Annotated in this window: 21 protein-coding genes and 1 tRNA gene; all 22 read left to right on the plus strand. The window is 52.6% G+C overall.

Translation table 11 applies throughout. From position 1 onward, the window contains the following. Positions 1–22: 22 nt before the first annotated feature. The 22 genes from C8J48_RS06130 (at position 23) to C8J48_RS06235 (ending at position 19531) form a co-directional block, all read left to right on the plus strand. Positions 23–739 carry a hypothetical protein gene (locus tag C8J48_RS06130; protein WP_107725442.1) on the plus strand — a complete coding sequence of 239 codons (717 nt, stop codon included), beginning with the start codon at positions 23–25 and terminating at the stop codon, positions 737–739. A 185-nt stretch (positions 740–924) separates the two neighbouring features. Further along, positions 925–2403 carry a stage IV sporulation protein A gene (spoIVA, locus tag C8J48_RS06135; protein WP_107725443.1) on the plus strand — a complete coding sequence of 493 codons (1479 nt, stop codon included), beginning with the start codon at positions 925–927 and terminating at the stop codon, positions 2401–2403. Positions 2404–2688: 285 nt separating this feature from the next. Further along, positions 2689–2970, plus strand: a complete 282-nt coding sequence (locus C8J48_RS06140; RefSeq protein ID WP_107725444.1) for an HU family DNA-binding protein — start codon at positions 2689–2691, stop codon at positions 2968–2970. 215 nt (positions 2971–3185) lie between these two features. Then, positions 3186–3755, plus strand: a complete 570-nt coding sequence (gene folE, locus C8J48_RS06145; RefSeq protein ID WP_107725445.1) for a GTP cyclohydrolase I FolE — start codon at positions 3186–3188, stop codon at positions 3753–3755. Positions 3756–3879: 124 nt separating this feature from the next. Then, positions 3880–3956 (plus strand) — tRNA-Pro (locus C8J48_RS06150). A 69-nt stretch (positions 3957–4025) separates the two neighbouring features. After that, entirely contained in the window at positions 4026–4253 is a 228-nt protein-coding gene (gene mtrB / locus C8J48_RS06155) for a trp RNA-binding attenuation protein MtrB (protein ID WP_107725446.1), read from the plus strand. Positions 4254–4310: 57 nt separating this feature from the next. Beyond that, positions 4311–4814, plus strand: a complete 504-nt coding sequence (locus C8J48_RS06160) for a hypothetical protein (protein ID WP_146160454.1) — start codon at positions 4311–4313, stop codon at positions 4812–4814. A gap of 88 nt (positions 4815–4902) precedes the next feature. Next, positions 4903–5637 (plus strand): heptaprenyl diphosphate synthase component 1, encoded by a 735-nt coding sequence (locus tag C8J48_RS06165; protein WP_107725448.1) that lies wholly within the window; start codon positions 4903–4905, stop codon positions 5635–5637. 5 nt (positions 5638–5642) lie between these two features. After that, positions 5643–6380: a demethylmenaquinone methyltransferase gene (locus C8J48_RS06170; protein WP_281261215.1), complete on the plus strand. Its 738-nt coding sequence runs from the start codon at positions 5643–5645 to the stop codon at positions 6378–6380. Positions 6381–6467: 87 nt separating this feature from the next. Continuing rightward, positions 6468–7439 carry a heptaprenyl diphosphate synthase component II gene (gene hepT / locus C8J48_RS06175; RefSeq protein ID WP_107727614.1) on the plus strand — a complete coding sequence of 324 codons (972 nt, stop codon included), beginning with the start codon at positions 6468–6470 and terminating at the stop codon, positions 7437–7439. Positions 7440–7565: 126 nt separating this feature from the next. Beyond that, on the plus strand, positions 7566–8012 hold the full coding sequence (ndk, locus tag C8J48_RS06180; protein WP_107725449.1) for a nucleoside-diphosphate kinase: 447 nt from the start codon (positions 7566–7568) through the stop codon (positions 8010–8012). A 254-nt stretch (positions 8013–8266) separates the two neighbouring features. Next, the gene (gene aroC, locus C8J48_RS06185) at positions 8267–9430 is read left to right on the plus strand and encodes a chorismate synthase (protein ID WP_107725450.1); all 1164 of its coding nucleotides are present in this window, start codon (positions 8267–8269) and stop codon (positions 9428–9430) included. Between the two features lies 1 nt (position 9431). Further along, a complete protein-coding gene (aroB, locus tag C8J48_RS06190) occupies positions 9432–10535 on the plus strand; it encodes a 3-dehydroquinate synthase (RefSeq protein WP_107725451.1) in 1104 nt (367 codons plus the stop codon). After that, on the plus strand, positions 10526–10894 hold the full coding sequence (aroH, locus tag C8J48_RS06195) for a chorismate mutase (RefSeq protein ID WP_107725452.1): 369 nt from the start codon (positions 10526–10528) through the stop codon (positions 10892–10894). The genes aroB and aroH overlap by 10 nt, the downstream gene beginning before the upstream one ends. Positions 10895–11106: 212 nt before the next feature. After that, positions 11107–12624, plus strand: coding sequence for an anthranilate synthase component I (trpE, locus tag C8J48_RS06200; RefSeq protein ID WP_245891078.1), 1518 nt, complete (start codon positions 11107–11109; stop codon positions 12622–12624). 2 nt (positions 12625–12626) lie between these two features. Further along, positions 12627–13649, plus strand: coding sequence for an anthranilate phosphoribosyltransferase (trpD, locus tag C8J48_RS06205; protein ID WP_107725454.1), 1023 nt, complete (start codon positions 12627–12629; stop codon positions 13647–13649). Further along, positions 13639–14412 carry an indole-3-glycerol phosphate synthase TrpC gene (gene trpC / locus C8J48_RS06210; RefSeq protein WP_107725455.1) on the plus strand — a complete coding sequence of 258 codons (774 nt, stop codon included), beginning with the start codon at positions 13639–13641 and terminating at the stop codon, positions 14410–14412. Before trpD ends, trpC begins: the two co-directional genes overlap by 11 nt. Then, on the plus strand, positions 14409–15083 hold the full coding sequence (locus C8J48_RS06215; protein WP_107725456.1) for a phosphoribosylanthranilate isomerase: 675 nt from the start codon (positions 14409–14411) through the stop codon (positions 15081–15083). Before trpC ends, C8J48_RS06215 begins: the two co-directional genes overlap by 4 nt. Continuing rightward, positions 15049–16269, plus strand: coding sequence for a tryptophan synthase subunit beta (trpB, locus tag C8J48_RS06220; RefSeq protein WP_245891079.1), 1221 nt, complete (start codon positions 15049–15051; stop codon positions 16267–16269). The genes C8J48_RS06215 and trpB overlap by 35 nt, the downstream gene beginning before the upstream one ends. Further along, positions 16256–17086: a tryptophan synthase subunit alpha gene (gene trpA / locus C8J48_RS06225; RefSeq protein ID WP_107725457.1), complete on the plus strand. Its 831-nt coding sequence runs from the start codon at positions 16256–16258 to the stop codon at positions 17084–17086. The genes trpB and trpA overlap by 14 nt, the downstream gene beginning before the upstream one ends. 232 nt (positions 17087–17318) lie before the next feature. Beyond that, positions 17319–18419 carry a histidinol-phosphate transaminase gene (hisC, locus tag C8J48_RS06230; protein WP_107725458.1) on the plus strand — a complete coding sequence of 367 codons (1101 nt, stop codon included), beginning with the start codon at positions 17319–17321 and terminating at the stop codon, positions 18417–18419. After that, complete coding sequence (locus tag C8J48_RS06235; protein WP_107725459.1) at positions 18389–19531, plus strand: prephenate dehydrogenase; 1143 nt, start codon at positions 18389–18391, stop codon at positions 19529–19531. Before hisC ends, C8J48_RS06235 begins: the two co-directional genes overlap by 31 nt. Positions 19532–19551: the final 20 nt, after the last annotated feature.

Below are 19551 nucleotides of genomic sequence, written 5' to 3' on the forward strand. Positions count from 1 at the left end.
CGATTTCCCGGGAGGGAAGAGGATGACGCGCATCAAGGTTGCGATGGTGGCTGTGATTGTAAGTTTGCTTGTAGCGGGTTGCAATGTCCGCACACAGGAATTTAACCAACGGGTGATGCAAGACTTACCACTGGAAGTGCAACAAGTCCAAACCGCGTTGGATCAGTATATGGAGCAAACACCGGTATTGCCCATCAAATCGACGCAGGGACACTCTTTTTATGAGAAGTATGTGCTGGATTTAAAACAATTGGACGCATTCTTGGGATCACGTCCAGCCAATTCCTTTGAAAAGGGTGGAAGCTTTGTCTTCGTTGTGGCCAATCCGGGTGAAGGGAAGAATTATCAGGTGCGGGTGCTGGATTTACGGGTGACAGAAGAGTTGCGTGATCTCAATCGCCGGGTGGATCACTATCAACGCTCCAATGGAGAATGGCCTCAAGGGGAGCGCGAGGGGGAAGAGTTTTACCGTTTGGATTATAAAAAGTTGGGGATCGATCCTGTGACGATTCCCAGCCCCTACTCCGGCCAAGGGTCCTTATCTGTCCTGATCAATGCGGATGGAGAATTATTCCTGGACTATCGTGCAGAAGTGATGCAGCTGTTGGAGAAGGAAGACAAAGATACGGAGAAAAAAGCGGACTTGCGTGAACGCTTATGGGAGGACTCCGTGTATGTACCCGCCTATTCTCCGCTGATGGAAGAGAAGGATGGCGAGCCGATTTTATCAACGGAATAAATCAGTAAAGGGATTGGAGCGGTCATCGTGACCGCTCGTTTCATTTTTTCGTGCTCTTGATTCATAAAGCGGTCCCCCCCTCATATATTTATAGTGTCCAAATCCTGCGGAGCGCATGAGAAGGCGGGCTGCCTTCGCACCGACGACACACTTGATCAGTCGGATTATTCGAGGGAGGGGTATTCGTGAAGAAAGTCGATATCTTCAAAGATATTGCGGAACGCACAGGAGGAGACATCTATTTGGGTGTGGTCGGTGCGGTCCGCACCGGGAAGTCTACTTTCATCAAGCGATTTATGGAGCAGGTGGTAATCCCCAACATCAGCGAGGAAGCGGATCGCGTACGGGCGACGGATGAATTGCCCCAGAGCGGGGCAGGAAAAACGATTACGACGATTGAGCCCAAATTCGTGCCCAATCAGGCAGTTCGGCTTCATGTGCATGAGGGGATCGACATTAATGTACGGTTGGTGGATTGTGTGGGATATGCGATTCCGGGAGCTCGTGGGTACGAAGACGAGGCCGGACCGCGTATGATCAATACACCGTGGTATGAGGAACCGATTCCGTTTCAAGAAGCGGCGGAAGTCGGTACACGTAAAGTGATACAGGAGCATTCCACCTTGGGTGTGTTGGTGACGACGGATGGTTCCATTACGGACATCCCCCGTCATGACTACGAAGAGGTAGAAGAACGCATTATCGAGGAAATGAAGGAAGTGGGCAAACCGTTTATCATGGTTCTCAACTCCACCCGTCCTTACAGCGATCAAACACAGGAGTTGCGGGATCAGCTGATCGAGAAATATGATATCCCAGTCTTAGCGATCAGTGTGGCCACCATGGGAGAAGAAGAAGTATATGCCGTACTCAAAGAAGTGCTGTATGAGTTCCCCGTACATGAAGTCAATGTTAATCTTCCCAGCTGGGTGATGGTACTGGATGAAGACCATTGGCTGCGCAGGGATTTCGAAAGTTCTGTCCGTGACACGGTAAAGGATATACGGCGCTTGCGCGATGTCGATTTTGTAGTTGGGCAATTTACGGAGTACGACTTTATCGAGCGTGCTGGCCTTTCAGGAATGGATATGGGGCAGGGTGTGGCCGAGATTGATCTGTATGCACCGGATGATCTGTATGATCAAATCCTGACCGAAGTAGTAGGTGTTCAGATTCAAGGCAAGGATCATCTGTTGCAGTTGATGCAGGAATTTAGTAATGCCAAACGGGAGTACGACAAAGTGTCCGATGCGATTCAGATGGTGCGTACCACTGGCTACGGGGTAGCGGCTCCGACGTTGGAGGAGATGGCACTGGATGAACCGGAGCTGATTAAGCAGGGCCCCCGTTTTGGTGTGCGCCTCCGCGCGACGGCACCGTCCATTCATATGATCCGGGTCAATGTCCATTCGGAATTTGCACCGATCATCGGTTCGGAACGGCAGAGCGAGGAGCTGGTCAATTACTTGATGCGTGACTTTGAACAGGACCCGCTCAGCATTTGGGAATCGGATATCTTTGGCCGTTCGCTGCATTCGATTGTACGGGAAGGAATTCAGGCGAAATTGTCGATGATGCCGGAAAATGCTCGCTATAAATTACAGGAGACGTTGGAACGAATCATCAATGAGGGTTCAGGGGGATTGATTGCGATCATCCTTTGATTAAATTGCGGATACCCCTTTGTCAAAATGGGCTCGGGTCCCGATTTCTGTAGTGGAAATCGCTTCCCTTTTCCCTTTAATCAATGGTTTATCAGCAGCTTCGCACTCTGTTTAGAGTGCTTTTTTTTTGCTTTTTTCATATGAAAACGCCGAAACACTTGAATTATGCGGGTTTCCTGTATTACTATAGGTTTGTCCGTGATGCCCACATCTGCGAATAAGTTGCGGTCAGCCGGATAAGACTTGGATTTGAGTCACGAATCGTTGGATATGAGGTGAGAAGTCATGAACAAAACGGAATTGATTTCCCAAGTTGCTGAAAAGACCAACATGACCAAAAAGGATGCAACGCAAGCGGTCGATGCTGTGTTAGACACGATCACCGAAGCGCTTCGCTCCGGGGACAAGGTTCAACTGATCGGTTTTGGCAACTTTGAGGTCCGTGAACGTGCTGCCCGTAAAGGCCGCAATCCGCAGACCGGGAAAGAGATCCAAATCGCTGCTAGCAAAGTTCCGGCTTTTAAACCGGGTAAAGCGCTGAAAGAAGAAGTGAACACTTCTAAGTAAAGTGTTCGGTTATGCCACAAGCCGTCGTTGAAACGGAGAGAAAAATCCGTTTTTCTGCGGTATGAAACAAAAGGTGGCCCGATAGCGGCAAAGGCCCTCAGGGCCTTTGTTTCTTTTTGGCGCGTTTATTCTTCAATTTTTCGGGTATCAACCACAATATCGAGGGGAACTCTTTTCGATAAGTGTATGCTAGGGATGGACGGAGGCAGATACATATGGAAGTTAATCATGAACAGATCAAACAAGCGGTACGAATGATCCTAGAAGCGGTAGGAGAGGATCCTAATCGCGAAGGGTTACAAGATACACCGGCACGGGTGGCTCGTATGTATGAAGAGGTGTTTGGGGGGATTGGGCAAGATCCAGAGGAATACTTTTCAACAATTTTTAGTGAGGATCACGAAGAGTTGGTACTGGTGAAGGATATCCCGTTTTTCTCCATGTGTGAGCATCATTTGGTTCCTTTTTTCGGGAAAGCCCATGTGGGGTATATTCCTCAAAGCGGACGTGTGACCGGATTAAGTAAACTGGCCCGTGCCGTGGAAGCCATCTCCAGGCGTCCGCAATTGCAGGAGCGGATTACGTACACGGTGGCTGATTCCATCATGAAAACGTTACGCCCGCATGGTGTTGTCGTGGTGATGGAGGCGGAACATATGTGTATGACGATGCGTGGAGTCAAGAAGCCCGGTGCCAAAACGGTTACTTCCGCGGTTCGCGGTGTATTTGAAAAAGATCCCGCTTCCCGGGCGGAAGTGTTTAGCCTGATCGGAATCGGTAAATAATCGAACAGCGCCCTTGCTGGCCATAATGAGAGAAAAAACCGACAAACCCTCTTGACACTTCTGTTGAAGCACTATATACTAATCATTGTCGCTTCAATTGAAAGCAAACTTTACGGGAAATTGTCGGGCTATGGCGCAGCTTGGTAGCGCGCTTGCATGGGGCGCAAGAGGTCGTCGGTTCAAATCCGGCTAGCCCGACCAAATGATAGGCTCTCCAGGCATGGAGGGCCTTTTTCCTTGATCTCGATATGAACAAGGAGGTTTTATGCGATGGAGAATCCCTTAAATGATTATTTTGTAGTGAAAGCCAAGGAAAACGGTGTCAGCGTCATCGGGTTAACACGGGGAAAGGATACCCGTTTTCATCATTCGGAAAAGCTGGATAAGGGCGAAGCGATGGTGGTGCAATTTACGGAACACACCTCCGCTGTTAAAGTACGGGGGCGTGCGGTGATTGTGACGCCTTTTGGGCCGGTTGAAACTGGCGACGAAAGTTAACGTTGTCATGAACAAGCGTTTTAGCCGATACAATGAAGACAAAGTGATTGGAAAGGGATGGGTCGCGTGTATGGAATCGCCCGTCGTTTATTCGCTTCTGTCTTTGTGTCGGTATTGCTGGCGGCACTGTTATCCATGCTCCCTCTGTTGGATCAGGTAAACACAGAGAAGGAGGTGCCTGCTTTCGGCCCTTCCGGAGATGATCGGTTGGAAGCGGGAAATCTGGTTGATTTTTTGGTGAAAGAAGGGGAAGGTTGGGAGTGGGAACGAGCGGACTGGAACGATGGCCGCTTGGAGCTGGTCGGAAGGTGGAGCGGTTCCAGTAGTGATGGGGTATATGAGGATTTATTTCGCTTAACCCGCTCCGCTCTCGTCTATACGGCTAATGTGGAGGAGCTGCATGTGAGCGCAACTGTGGGAGATTCGACAAAGATCTTGGTTCTGCGCGCTTCCCGCCAACAGTTGGGACATGATACTCAGATGGAAAATGGTACTGGCTTTACTCCGCAAGAATATTTACAACGAAATTTTCACCTGACAGTGGCGGACCGGGACGATTAAGGCTCAGTGCCGCTTTCTTGAAATTGTGTTATACTTAAGTGGCGATTACAGGATAGGCATTGGACAATGGGTGGAGGGGGCGTAACGAATGACAGTGACGGAGAACCGCATCAATCTCATCATAGCAGATATTGAGAGGCAGGCCAGCCATACCTTCGTGGATCAGAATATCCAGCGACCGGGAGTGCCGGCCTTCTTTGTTACGGTTCTCTATCATGCCCTTCGTTCGCGTCCGTTGTCTTTGGAACGTGTGCATTTGTATTGCGTCACTACTACACTGCTGCAAATGGCGCTCGATACTCACGAGCGGATTTCAGCGGATGAAAACGGCAGCCTCTACTCACGCCAGTTGACGGTGTTGGCAGGCGATTATTTTAGCAGCCTTTTTTATCAAACCTTGTCTCAGGCTGGTGAAATTGAGGGGATCACCTGTTTATCCGAAGCAGTCTGTAAGGTAAATGAAGCAAAGATGGAATTATACTACCTGCGGAAAGTAGAGTCACCTTCGGGACCGATGGTTGTCGATTTAATGAGACGGATTCATGGTGGGTTGATCGCAGCGGTCTCTTCTTTTTTTTGTCAGGATGGCAACCAATTGGACCCGTGGCCATCATTGGCGGGCCATTTAATGGCGTTGGATCGGATGAACCAAGCACCGGATGTTGTAGTGGGTGTTCCGGACCACTTACTTCAAAGCTTAGCCGCGGATACCTGGCGATTGGCGAAGGAAGTGCGTCCCTTGGATGTGCGTCATGAGCTTTTGCATCATATGCAGCGAACGATCGCCCCCCATGTCCATGAAGGGATGGTGCGGGAAGGGTGAGCAATATTAGCCGACAGACGAAAATCACAGGCGAAAGCAAACAAAAGTTTGTACACCAGGTGTTTGAAAGCATTGCAGACGATTACGATCGCATGAATACGCTTTTAAGTTTTCGCCGCCATAAAGCCTGGCGTAACACCGCGATGAAAAAAATGGCCGTGCAAGCGGGGGATACTGCTATCGACGTCTGTTGCGGCACCTGTGATTGGACCATCTCCCTGGCGGAAGCCTCCGCGACGGGGCGGGTGGTCGGATTAGATTTTAGTCGCAATATGCTACAGGTAGGAGAGAAAAAGGTGGCGGCTCGACAGCGGACGGAACAGGTGGAGTTAATTCAAGGCAACGCAATGGAGCTTCCCTTTCCCGATGACACCTTTGATCATGCCACCATCGGGTTTGCCTTGCGCAATGTGCCGGATTACCGCCATGTGCTTCAGGAAATGGCCCGCGTGGTAAAACCGGGGGGGCAGGTAGTTTCCCTTGAGCTTTCTAAACCGACGTGGCCGCCGTTCCGCTTTGTCTATTATCTGTATTTTCAACGGATCCTGCCTTGGTTGGGAAAATGGTTTGCCGATCGGTATGAACAGTATCGATGGTTGCCGGAGTCACTGGTCAATTTTCCGGACTACAAGGAGCTGGCCCGGGTGATGGAGGAAGACGGTTGTTTTGAACAAGTGGAAGTGAAGCCATTGACAGGCGGCATTGCCGCATTGCATGTCGGACGGGTCAAAGGAGGGGTTTGATCAGCCCCTCCATTTTCCTGCGCTGATGGACGGCACCCCCAAGGAAGGCGAGAGGGGCCGAGATTTGTGCAAACCAAGGTGAAAAACATGAAGCTAGTGGACATCTATAAAAATCTGCGCCAAGATCTGCGAGTAGTGGAACGGGAGCTGTCTCGTTCAGTCCGCTCCAATCACACTGAGCTGGACCGTTCTGCCGCTCATTTGTTGGAAGCCGGCGGTAAGCGTATACGCCCGGTGTTTACGTTGTTGGCGGGCCAATTTGGGGATTACGATATGGACAGGCTGCAAAAGGTGGCTGTTCCCTTGGAAATCATCCATATGGCTTCGCTGGTGCACGATGATGTAATCGATAATTCCGAGACGCGTCGGGGTCGGACGACGGTAAAAGCGGAGTGGGATAATCGGGTGGCGATGTATACCGGCGATTTTCTGTTTGCACGTGCGCTCTCAATTGCCTCCCAATTGGACGATCCTCGTGTCCATCAAGTACTGTCCCGCTCCATTCGGGAGATGTGTCGAGGTGAGATTGAACAGATTCGGGAGTTTTACAATCCCGATCAAGATCTGATCTGTTATCTGCGGCGTATCAAACGGAAAACCGCACTGCTGATGGCGGTCAGCTGTCAGGTGGGGGCGATGGTCGCTTCGGCGGAGGAAGCGGTAGTTCGGCGGTTGCGTTTGTATGGGTACTATGTAGGGATGGCGTTTCAAATTACGGATGATGTGTTGGATTTAACCGGGGACGAAAAAGAGTTAGGTAAACCGGCCGGCAGTGATTTGCGGCAGGGTAATGTGACTCTGCCAGTGATTTATCTGCTGCATCACGGTTCCCAGGACGATGTGAGGCGGATTCGAGATTACTTGGCTGCTCGGGGGGAAGGTGTTGGCATCGCAGATGTATTAGAGCGGGTACGTCGCTCCGACGGAATCGCGTATGCCAATGCGGTTTCCCGCCGCTATCTGGATAAGGCGCTCCAGTGCTTGGAGGGGCTCCCTCCAGGTGAGGCACGCCATTCATTGCATATTATCGCTCAATTTATAGGGAAGCGCTCGTATTGACAGTTCCAGCGGAAAAGCGCCGCTTGTGACCGCCATTGCTTTTCGTTTCTCTTTTTGCTACAATTTCGATGGCGTAAATACGAATCGCTTTTCGATACATATTGTTAAGATGGAGGAAGCTTAAACATGGAAAAAACATTCCTGATGGTTAAGCCGGACGGTGTACAGCGCGGATTGATCGGTGAAATTGTCTCCCGCTTTGAAAACAAAGGATTTCAGTTGGTAGGCGCCAAGCTGATGGTGATCCCCCGCTCTGTCGCAGAGCAGCATTATGGGGAACATCAAGATAAACCTTTTTTTGGCGAGTTGGTCGATTTTATCACGTCTGGCCCTGTATTTGCCATGGTATGGGAGGGTGAAGATGTGATTGCGACCGCTCGGCAGATGATGGGCAAAACGAAACCGGCTGAAGCAACGCCGGGGACGATTCGTGGCGATTATGGCGTCACCGTGGGCAAAAACATTATCCACGGTTCCGATTCTCCCACCAGTGCCAAGCGTGAGATCGCTCTCTTCTTCGATGAAAAGGAGATCGCATCCTGGGAGAAGTTATTGAATCGTTGGGTATACTGATTGCTTAAATTAAAAAGGAAAAACACCTGGGATATTTTATTCCAGGTGTTTTTCCATTATTGAGAGGCTCGCCCCCTTCCGGCTTGAGCGGGGGTTTATTTGCGACCGGACAATGTAAACAAGTTTGCTTTACAAACCGGAAATAGAAAAAAGAGATTTCTCTCCTCCTGTTACCTGTGTTAAGATAACTCTAACTTTCTTCGTGCTGCTACTGTGCAAGCAAAAATAGGCTAGGATGGAGAGGACGGAAACAGATGCGTTATTTGACAGCGGGAGAATCCCATGGACCGCAACTAACATTGATCGTGGAAGGGTTGCCGAGTCAGCTGCCCTTTGACAAAAATAAGGTGGATGAACAGCTGTCCCGACGGCAAAAAGGATATGGCCGCGGACGCCGTATGCAGATTGAGACGGATCGAGTTGAGATTTTGTCCGGCGTTCGCTTTGGTAAGACAACTGGGGCACCGGTGGCACTGGCGATTGAAAATAAGGATTGGGCCAAGTGGGTGGAAGTGATGAGCCCTGAGCCGGATGGCGAGAAGGCGGAAAAACGACGGGTGTCACGTCCGCGCCCCGGCCATGCCGACTTAAATGGAGCGATTAAATATGACCATCGCGATATGCGCGATGTACTGGAGCGCTCCAGTGCCCGTGAGACTGCCGCCCGTGTCGCCGTCGGTGCTGTCGCTCGTCTGCTGCTGGAGGAATGCGGGATTCGCGTTGCTAGTCATGTGGTGCGAATCGGCTCGGTTGAGGCGAAGCCGAGCGCAGAATGGCGAGTAGAGGAGATTGCACGGGTATCGGAGGCCTCCCCCGTGCGCTGTCTTGACCCGGATGCGGAAAAGGCGATGATCCAGGAGATCGATCAGGCCAAACAGGATGGTGACAGCCTGGGAGGGATCGTGGAAGTAATCGTAGAAAATGTGCCGGTTGGTTTAGGCAGCCATGTTCACTGGGATCGCAAATTGGATGCCCGCATTGCACAAGCGGTGGTCAGCATCAATGCCTTTAAAGGGGCGGAGATTGGAATCGGATTTGAAGCGGGGCGCTTGCGTGGTTCCCAGGTACATGATGAGATCCTCTGGTCAGAAGAAGAAGGGTTTTATCGGGCGACCAATCGCCTCGGTGGATTTGAGGGTGGCATGACCACCGGTGAACCGATTGTGGTCCGTGGAGTGATGAAGCCGATCCCCACGTTGTATAAACCGCTGAAAAGTGTGGATATCGACAGCAAGGAGTCGTTTGCCGCCAGCATTGAGCGTTCCGACAACTGTGCTGTCCCCGCTGCTGGGGTGGTTGCGGAAAATGTGGTTGCGTGGGAAGTGGCACGAGCGCTGGTAGAGCAATTTTCTGCCGATACCTTGCAGGAGTTGGTGCAGGCTGTGCAAGCCCGTCGCGAGAAAGCGAAGGGTTTCTGATATGCGGACATTATGGGTGGAAACAACGACGCACCGCTATCCGATTCAGATCGGGAGCGGGTTGTTGCAACGATTGCCGTCTTTGTTGGAGGAGGTGGGCTGGACGCCGGAGCGCCGCTTGTTTGTGGTGACGGATACGCAGGTAGCCCCTTTGTATTTGAAAGAGGCCGTCACTACGTTACAACAAGCGGGTTATACGGTGGGAAGTGTGGTATTTCCCGCTGGGGAATCCTCCAAAACGCTACAAACGTTGGAACAGATGACGGGAGAGGCGCTCCGCCAGGGGTTGGATCGTAAAAGCGGCATCTTGGCGCTCGGTGGTGGGGTTGTCGGCGATGCCGCCGGTTTTTTGGCCGCTACCTTTATGCGTGGCATCCCCTTTGTGCAGTTGCCCACCACGTTGTTGGCCCATGACAGCAGTGTGGGCGGAAAAGTAGGCGTCAATCACCCCTTGGGTAAAAATATGATTGGAGCGTTTCATCAGCCCGATCTGGTGGTTTTTGATGTGGATACACTAAAAACCTTGCCTTCGCGGGAGATTGCTTCCGGGTTTGCGGAAGTGATCAAGGAAGCGCTCATCTGGGATGAAACCTTTGTTCGTTGGCTGGAGGAAAATCGAGCGGGACTGATGGCGCTGGATGCCGCTCGGTTGGTGGAGGCGATTGCAGGCGGCTGCCGCATGAAAGCGGAAGTGGTTTCCCAGGATGAGAAGGAGTCAGGCTTGCGCGCCATTCTCAATTATGGTCATACCATTGGCCATGCGTTGGAGGCGGTCGCCGGTTACGGTCAGTTTACTCATGGGGAGGCGGTAGCTATCGGCATGGTAGGGGAGGCGTTGCTGGGAGAACGGTTAGGCCTTACTACTAATGTCTCCCAACGGACGCAGGCGCTGATTCAATCCTACGGTCTACCGTATCAGCTACCGACAACAGCAGAAGTGGATGAGTTACTAGTCGCGATGCGCCGGGATAAAAAAGCGGCCCAAGGCGCGCTTACGTTTGTGTTGCCGCGAGGGATCGGCTCGGTGGAAATCGTGAAAGAGGTACCGGAGGCGGCGGTGCGTCAGGTGCTGACACAATTGAAAGGGGAGGGTCTATCATGGTGAGAGGGATTCGAGGGGCGACGACCGTTACTGCCAATGATGCGGAAGTCATTTTGACGGCGACGCGGGAGTTGCTGGAAGCAATCGTAGCTGCCAACGGTGTGGAGCCTGATGATATCGCCAGTGTCTTTATCACCATGAGTTCCGATTTAAACGCCACTTTCCCCGCTGAAGCGATTCGTACCATGCCGGGATGGGAGTGGGTGCCCTTGATGTGTGCCAGTGAAATCGATGTTCCCGGCAGTCTTCCCCGCTGTATCCGCCTGTTGATCCTGACTGATACCACCCAGTCTCAGCGTGAAGTAAAACATGTCTATCTAGGTGAAGCGAAGCGTCTACGACCGGATTTAGCGGAAGATTAAGCGTTGACAGTAATCCTTTTCTTCGTTACAGTATGTAGTAAGTGAGTAGAGCTGAGATTTTAGATGAGATGAGTAAGTCGAGCAGAGGAGAGCGGAGCCATAAGTACGGACTTCCAACCCAAACCCTCTGTGTTTGGGTTTTTAATTTTTCTTCTTTTTCCTCTGTCGCGATTTGACTCAACTCGGCAACGATGACCGAGAGGAGCGATATCGTGATTGAACCCTCATTTGACCGTGTACAGGATCTCTCCCACGCGTACACGATGATCCCTTTATGTTATACCTTGTTGGCGGATACGGAAACACCCGTCAGTCTGTATCGACGTTTGGGTGAACCCGCCCATTCCTTTCTGCTGGAAAGTGCGGATGGCGGGGAACGGCAGGGGCGTTATTCTTTTATTGGTACTGATCCGTTTTTACTGTTTCGCTCCCGTGACAATCACATCCAGGTCACCGAGCAGGGCAGTGAGCGGGAAGTGGTGGTGGAGAATCCCTTTGATGCACTGGCAGAACTGTTGCAACGTTATCGTGCTCCCCGCTACCATGGGTTTCCACCGTTTTTGGGTGGGGCGGTGGGATATATCGGCTATGAAGCCATCACCCAGCTGGAACCGGTCCCCCGTGCTACGGCAGCCGCTTCTGACGATATCCATTTGATGTTTTGTGATAAGCTGATTATTTTCGATCATTTAAAGCGGACAATGACGCTGGTGATCAATCTGCATATTTCCGCTGAGATCGATCTAGAAAGCAGCTACCGTATGGCCTGCGACCGTTTGCTGGAATGGGGAAAATCGCTGACGGCACCGCGCCAAGACGGGCAACCGCCGCTGTCGGGCGCTTGGCAGGAGATGGCGGTCGACTTTGATCGCGCATGTTCCAATACCACCCGGGATCGTTTTTGTGAAGCGGTGGAGGAGGCGAAGGAGGCGATCCGCCGAGGCGATATCTTTCAGCTGGTATTGTCCCAACGTTGGTGTTGGCAGGATGCCCCGCCGCCTCTCGCCGTTTATCGGGTGTTGCGCACGCTAAATCCGTCTCCCTATATGTATCTGTTGTCCTTGGGGGATGAGGCGATTGTGGGAACGTCACCGGAGATGTTGATCAAGGTGACGGACGGGATCGTGGAGACCCGCCCGATTGCTGGTACGCGCCCACGGGGTCGCACTCCTGCGGAAGATGAAGCACTGGCACAGGAGTTGCTTGCAGACGAAAAAGAGCGGGCGGAGCATGTGATGCTGGTGGATCTGGGGCGGAACGATCTTGGCAGGGTGTGCCGTTATGGGACAGTTCAGGTGACGGAGCAGATGAAGGTGGAAAATTATTCGCACGTCATGCATCTGGTTTCCCATGTAAAGGGGGAGCTGGCACCGGATCGTTCGCCATTGGATGCTTTTCGTGCTTGTTTCCCCGCTGGCACATTGACAGGAGCGCCTAAGGTGAAGGCAATGGAGATTATCGCTTCGTTGGAGCCGGAAGCGCGGGGCAGTTACGGTGGTGCAATCGGATATTTCAGCTTTGATGGCAACTTGGACAGTTGTATCACCATTCGCACGATTCACTTCCGCGACGGGGATGCTTTTGTCCAAGCCGGCGGCGGGATTGTAGCCGATTCTCTGCCGCAAAATGAATACGAGGAGTCGCGTAATAAAGCACGGGGTATGTTACGGGCTTTGGCCATGACGGAGCAACTATTATCCGCTACGGCAACAGGAGCAAAGGAGAGATGAGCATGGATGAGTTGAAGCAGAGTTTAGGAAAAATCGTGACTGGAGGCAATCTGGAGCAGGAAGAAGCGGAAGTGTTGATGAACGGAATGATGACGGGAAAAGTGCCGACAACCCAGATCGCAGCAGCGTTAACGGCGTTGCGGATGAAAGGGGAGACGGTGGAGGAGCTAACCGGGTTTGCAGCGGTGATGCGCGCTCATGCAGTAAAGCTGCCACAGGCAGTTCCCGCTGCGGTTGATACGTGCGGCACCGGTGGTGACGGTGGCAAAACTTTCAATATATCCACTGCAGCGGCGATTGTGGCGGCGGCAGCGGGAGTCACCGTCGCTAAGCACGGGAACCGCGCCGTCTCTAGTCGTAGCGGCAGTGCCGATGTGCTGGAAGCCCTGGGTGTGCCGGTGCAGCTGTCGCCAGCAGAGGCGGCGGAAGTATTGGAGAAGCAGGGGATCTGCTTTTTGTTTGCCCCCCTTTTTCACCAGGCGATAAAACATGTGATGCCGACCCGGCGCGAGTTGGGGTTTCGCACTTGTTTTAATCTGCTGGGCCCTTTATCCAATCCGGCAGGGGTAAAAAGGCAACTGGTAGGGGTATATGATCCATCCTTAACGGAAACGGTGGCGGAAGTGTTGATGCGCTTAGGAGCGGAACACGTTATGGTGGTAGCGGGATTGGAAGGGATCGATGAGATTTCGGTATCCGGGGAGACCCGCATCAGTGAAGCCAAGGATGGAAACATCCACACGATCGATATCACCCCAGAAGAATTGGGCTTAAAGCGGCATGCGTTATCAGAATTGGCAGGTGGTGACGCCGCCGTTAATGCCGCCATTATCCGTCGTGTGTTGAAGGGTGAGCTCGGTGCCCCCCGGGATGTGGTATTGGCCAATGCTGGGGCAGTGATTGTTCTCGCCGGTGGCGCCTCTTCTCTGCGTGAGGGTGTTGAAAGAGCAGCGACGGCGATCGATCACGGAAAAGCGGAAGAGAAGTTGGCGGAGATGGCGGAGGTGATGACCCATGTTTCTTAAGCGGATTGTGGAGGCGAAGCGGGTAGAGGTGGAAGCGTTGCGGCGGCAAGTGGAGGCGAACCCATTCCCCGCGGCAAAAGACGACCTACGCTCACTGGCAAAAGCCGTTGCTGCTCCAGGTTTGGCGGTAATCGCGGAGGTAAAACCGGCTTCTCCTTCCAAGGGAGTGATCCGGAGTAAAGTAGATCCGGTAAAAACGGCGCAAGGGTATGAAGCCGGAGGAGCGGCGGCGATTTCGGTACTGACGGATGAACCTTTTTTCCGCGGAAAAAAAGAATCACTGGCACAGGTGCGAAAGACGGTCAAGCTGCCGCTGTTGCGCAAAGATTTTATCCTGGATCCGTTGCAAGTGGAAGAAAGCTGTTATCTGGGGGCGGATGCGATTTTATTGATTGCGGCGATGTTGACGGAACAAGAACTGGTTGCACTACGGCGTGAAGCTCGCGCTTACGGGTTGGAAGTATTGATCGAAGTTCATGGGGAAGATGAGTTGGAGCGGGCGTTGGCGGCAGAACCGGATGTATTGGGCATCAATAACCGCAACTTGTCCACCTTTGAAACCGATTTGGCAGTGACGGAGCGATTGCGTCCCTTGGTGCCTGCTGGAATCCCGGTGATCGGCGAGAGCGGGGTGGCATCTTTACCAGATGTGCAGCGCTTGCAGGCGGCAGGAGTGGATGGTGTGTTGATCGGCGAGTATCTGATGCGGCAATCCTCTCCTCGTGCCGGAGTGGAAAACTTATTGGCAGAGGTAACGGTATGAGCCGCACGATGATTAAGCTGTGTGGATTGCAAGTTGAGGAAGATGTAAAAGTGATCCAAGAGCTGGATGTGGATGCAGCCGGTTTTATTCTGGTGCCGCAACGCAAACGGACGGTGACGCCAGAGCGTATCCGGCGGTTACAGGTGCTATTGCCGCCATCGGTGCGTACGATTGCTGTCATGATGGATCCCACTGCGGAGGAAGTAGAGTCGCTCCTGCAAACGGTAAGGGTGGATGGCATCCAACTTCATGGTGAAGAATCCCCTGCCTTTTGCCGCAGGTTGAAAGCGATGGGGGTCAATGTGATCAAGGTGTTTCACATGAAAGCGGAATCGGATGAAATCTCGGACACAGAGACGTATGCCCCCTGGATCGATCACGCATTGCTCGACTCTGTGGTGGCGGGCGTACACGGGGGGAGCGGTAAGCGTTTTGCCTGGGAGCGGATTCCCGCTATCCGCCAACAGTGGCATTCCCTCGGGGTTCCGTTATGGGTAGCAGGTGGCATCAATCCAGAAAATGTGACAGAGCTGTTGGGCTATGGGCTGGACGGGGTGGATGTCTCCAGCGGGATTGAAACGGCTGGCCGTAAAAATCCGGTTTTAATGAAACGATTGGTGGAGAGGGTGAGACAGGTTGAGCAATGTGGGATTGCAGGAAAAAGCAGATAAACGGGGCCGGTTTGGCTCTTTTGGCGGCCGGTTTGTTCCGGAGACACTGATGAACGCTTTGCTGGAGTTGGAGGCGGGGTATCGTGAGGCGCTGGCGGATCACGCCTTTCAAACTGAGTTACGCCGATTGTTGACGGAGTACTCCGGTCGCCCGACACCATTAACACTGGCGGAAAATTTAACCCGGTCGATCGGTGGGGCCAAGATTTATTTAAAACGGGAGGATCTCAACCATACCGGCGCTCATAAAATCAACAACACTTTAGGCCAAGGTTTGCTGGCAAAACGGATGGGCAAAAAAAAGCTGATCGCCGAAACCGGTGCCGGTCAGCACGGGGTGGCATCGGCGACGGTGGCGGCTCTGCTCGGGTTGGAGTGTCGTGTGTTTATGGGAGAAGAGGATGTACGGCGACAACGGCTCAATGTGTTTCGGATGGAGCTGTTAGGAGCAGAGGTGGTCCCGGTCAGCTCCGGCACCCGCACCTTAAAAGATGCCACCAATGAGGCAATCCGTCACTGGGTCTCTCATGTGGAAGATACGTTTTATCTGATCGGCTCCGCTGTTGGTCCACACCCGTATCCGGAGATGGTAAAGATGTTTCAGCGGGTGATCGGGGATGAAGCCCGTGCGCAGCTGTTGGAACGGGAAGGGCGCTTGCCGGATGAGGTGATTGCCTGTGTCGGAGGCGGCAGCAATGCCATCGGGATGTTTACTGCTTTCCTCTCCGATAACAAGGTGAGACTGACGGGAGTGGAGGCGGCTGGTGCCGGGGTGGATACCGATCGTCACGCTGCCACGTTAACCAAGGGAAGTCCAGGGGTTCTACACGGTTCCCTCAGTTATTTGTTGCAGAATGAGCATGGGCAAGTGTTGCCCGCCCACTCGATTTCTGCGGGGTTGGATTATCCCGGGGTGGGACCGGAACACGCTTATCTCAAGGAGAGTGGGCGTGTGCGCTATACAACAGCGACGGATCAGGAAGCATTGGTAGCCGTACAGACATTATGCCAGCAGGAAGGGATCTTGCCGGCGTTGGAGTCGGCGCACGCCATTGCGGAAGCGTTAAAGCTGGCTGCAAACCGTTCGCATCAGGATGTAGTGCTCGTCTGTCTCTCCGGCAGAGGGGATAAAGATGTGGAGTCGATTCGGCAGGGGTTGGAGGGGTTGCATGATGAATCGGATTGATCAAGCTTTCCAAAGGTATAACGACCGCTATCGTTTGATTCCCTTTATCACGGCGGGAGATCCAGATGCCAAGACCAGTCTGGAGTTGATCCGACTGTTGGATGAAGAGGGTGTGACGGCGATTGAGCTAGGGGTTCCTTTTTCCGACCCCTTGGCGGATGGACCGGTTATCCAGGCGGCGTCGGATCGTGCACTCGCTGCTGGTATGAATTTAAGGGGTGTGCTGAAGTTGGCGCAGCAAGCACGCCAGCTTGGAGTACAAACCCCACTTATCTTGTTTACCTACTACAATCCCGTGCTGCATTACGGTGTGGAGCGGTTGGTGGCTGCGGCGAAAGAAGCCGGTTTTGACGGTTTTATCATTCCGGATCTTCCGTTGGAGGAAAGTGAGGCGTTGGATCGTATGGCCACCGATGCCGAGTTGCACTTGATTCCCTTGGTAGCACCCACCTCGCATGAACGCATCCGCGCGATTGTATCGAAACGCAAAGGTGGCTTTATCTACTGTGTTTCCTCCCTTGGTACAACCGGTATCCGGCAGCATTTTAGCGATGGGGTGGAATCGTTTTTGGATGAGGTTGGCTCCTCCAGTCCGGTGCCCATCGCAGTCGGATTTGGCATTTCCCAACCACACCATGTAGAACAAATGTCAAAGCACGCCGATGCTGTTGTGGTGGGAAGCGCTTTGGTGCGGCTACTGGAGTCGTTGGGTGAACGGCTGCAACAGGAGGAGAGTCGTGCAGCCGCTTTGGATGAGGTAAGGCAGATGATCCGCAACTTGGTAGGAAAAAAGGGAAGGGTAACATCAGGAAGGTAACCGATCGGGCGTGATCTTAGTGGTTGCGGAATATGTGTTGTCGGGGGGAAGGTAACATAGGAATGAAGCCCGGTGTTTCCGTTAGACACCGGGCTTCTCTTATCTACACTCACTTATGATTCACTAAAGAGCAGCTTTGCTCGATTCTCCTTATCCCTCAAGGGTTTTTTCTTGGGGTTTTTTTCGCACTGTTGTAAGATAGAGAGAAAAAGAAAAACCAGGAGGCTTGAAGATGAAAGCAAAATCGACGGTACAAGGCTTGCCAGTCTATCAACCCGGCAAGCCCCTGGAAGAAGTGAAACGGGAGTTTGGATTAACAGAAGTGATTAAATTAGCCTCCAATGAAAATCCCTTTGGCTGCTCGGAGCGTGTGTGGCAGTCGCTGCTGGAGGAGCGGGAAAACTTGGCTCTATACCCGGAGGGGCAAGCACCGGAGTTACGTGCGCAATTGGCCAATCACCTCGGTATCGAGGAAGGGCGGTTTGTTTTTGGCAACGGCTCCGATGAAATTATTCAAATGATTGCCCGCGCTTATTTGGAGCCAGGTACGGAGAGTGTGATGGCAAAGATCACTTTTCCCCGTTACGATACACAAGTTCGGATTGAGGGAAGCCGTCCGGTGACGGTTCCGCTGGTAGACGGTACGCATGATTTGGAAGCGATGGCGGCTGCGGTCAATGAAAAGACACGCATCGTTTGGCTGTGTAATCCCAATAATCCCACCGGAACTTATTTTTCTGAAGCGGCCTTACGACAATTCTTAGATCGTATTCCTCCACAAGTTCTGGTGGTCGTCGATGAGGCATACTACGAATATGTGGTGGCAGAAGACTACCCGGATACATTGGCCTTCGCGCAATCGGATCCGCGCTTGCTGGTGTTGCGTACTTTTTCAAAAATATACGGCTTGGCTTCCTTCCGCATCGGATATGCGATCGCAGATCCTGCGATCGTAATGGAGTTGGAGCGGGTACGGGAGCCTTTTAACGCCAATCGTCTCGCCCAGCGGGCGGCTTTGGCGGCATTGGGGGATCAAGGGTTTGTGCAGCTATGCAAGCAGGCTAATCGTCAATGCATGCAGCAGATTGAATCACAACTGGAACAATGGGGCTTGTCTTGGTTCCCCTCACAAGCCAATTTTATCATGCTGGATACGGGTCGATCCTCGGATGAGGTGTTTCAAGGATTACTACAAAGGGGGATCATTGTTCGCGCAGGTTCCGCTCTGGGATATCCGACAACCATTCGGGTGACGGTAGGCCGACCGGAACAAAATCGGCTGTTCTTGGAGGGGTTAGCGGCATGTCTGGACAAGCCGAGTTCGATCGTATAAAACAAGCGACGGTGATTGGGATTGGCCTGATCGGAGGTTCTCTCGCGCTGGGTCTAAAAGAGAGGGGTGGCGTGACGGTGCATGGCTATGACGCTTCCCCAGAAACGGTGGCAAAGGCGGAAGCCTTAGGGATAATCGATCACGGTCACACATCCCTCGAAGCAGCTGTACGTGAGGCGGATGTGGTTTTCCTGGCGGTGCCGGTGGGAGTGGCTTCCGCCATTTTAACAGAGCTGGCTCAGTTGCCGCTCCAGGATCAATGCATCATTTCCGATGTCGGGAGTACCAAGGGTGACATTTTGCGTACAGCTGTTTCCCACCCGGCATTGGCAGCGCGGTTTATCGGCGGACATCCGATGGCGGGGTCCCATCAATCAGGAGTGGAGGCGGCACGTGCCCATCTGTTTGAAAATGCTTACTATGTATTGACACCATTAGTGGATACATCGATGGATCAAGTGCGACGGTTAAGTGAGTGTTTGGAGTGTTCCACGGGGGCGCGTCTGGTGATTATGAAAGCCGATCATCACGACCGCGTCGTGGGGGCGATTAGTCATCTTCCGCATGTGTTGGCGGCGGCACTGGTTAATCAAGTTGCGGGCTACAATCAGGAAAATGAATGGTACCATCGCTTGGCTGCGGGAGGGTTTCGCGATTTGACCCGGGTTGCTGCCAGTGATCCGGTAATGTGGCGAGATATTTTGTTGAGCAACCGAGAGGCTCTTCTTGAACTGTTGGCGGATTGGACAAGTGAGATGGAAGCGATCCAGCGTGCCATTCAACAGGGAGAGGGAGCAACGATTGAATCCTTTTTCCAAGAGGCAAAACAGGCGCGGGAAGGATTGCCGGAACGAAAGAAAGGGGTAATCCAACCTTCCTGGGAGTGTTATGTCGATCTCCCTGACCGTCCCGGCGGCATTGGAGAGGTGACGACTCTCCTCGGTCGAGAGGAGATCAGTATTGTCAACATTGGGGTGATGCAAAGCAGGGAAGGGCGTCCTGGGGCTCTGCGGTTGGTGTTAGCAGATCAAGAACAATGGAGTCGAGCTAAAGCGTGTTTGTCCCAAAACGGATATTCCATTTTTGATCCGGATACCGATCCGGTGGACTAAAGGGGGTTTGATGGTGGAAA

Origin of the sequence: Desmospora activa DSM 45169 (genome assembly GCF_003046315.1) — a bacterium.
GTDB classification, from domain to species: domain Bacteria; phylum Bacillota; class Bacilli; order Thermoactinomycetales; family DSM-45169; genus Desmospora; species Desmospora activa.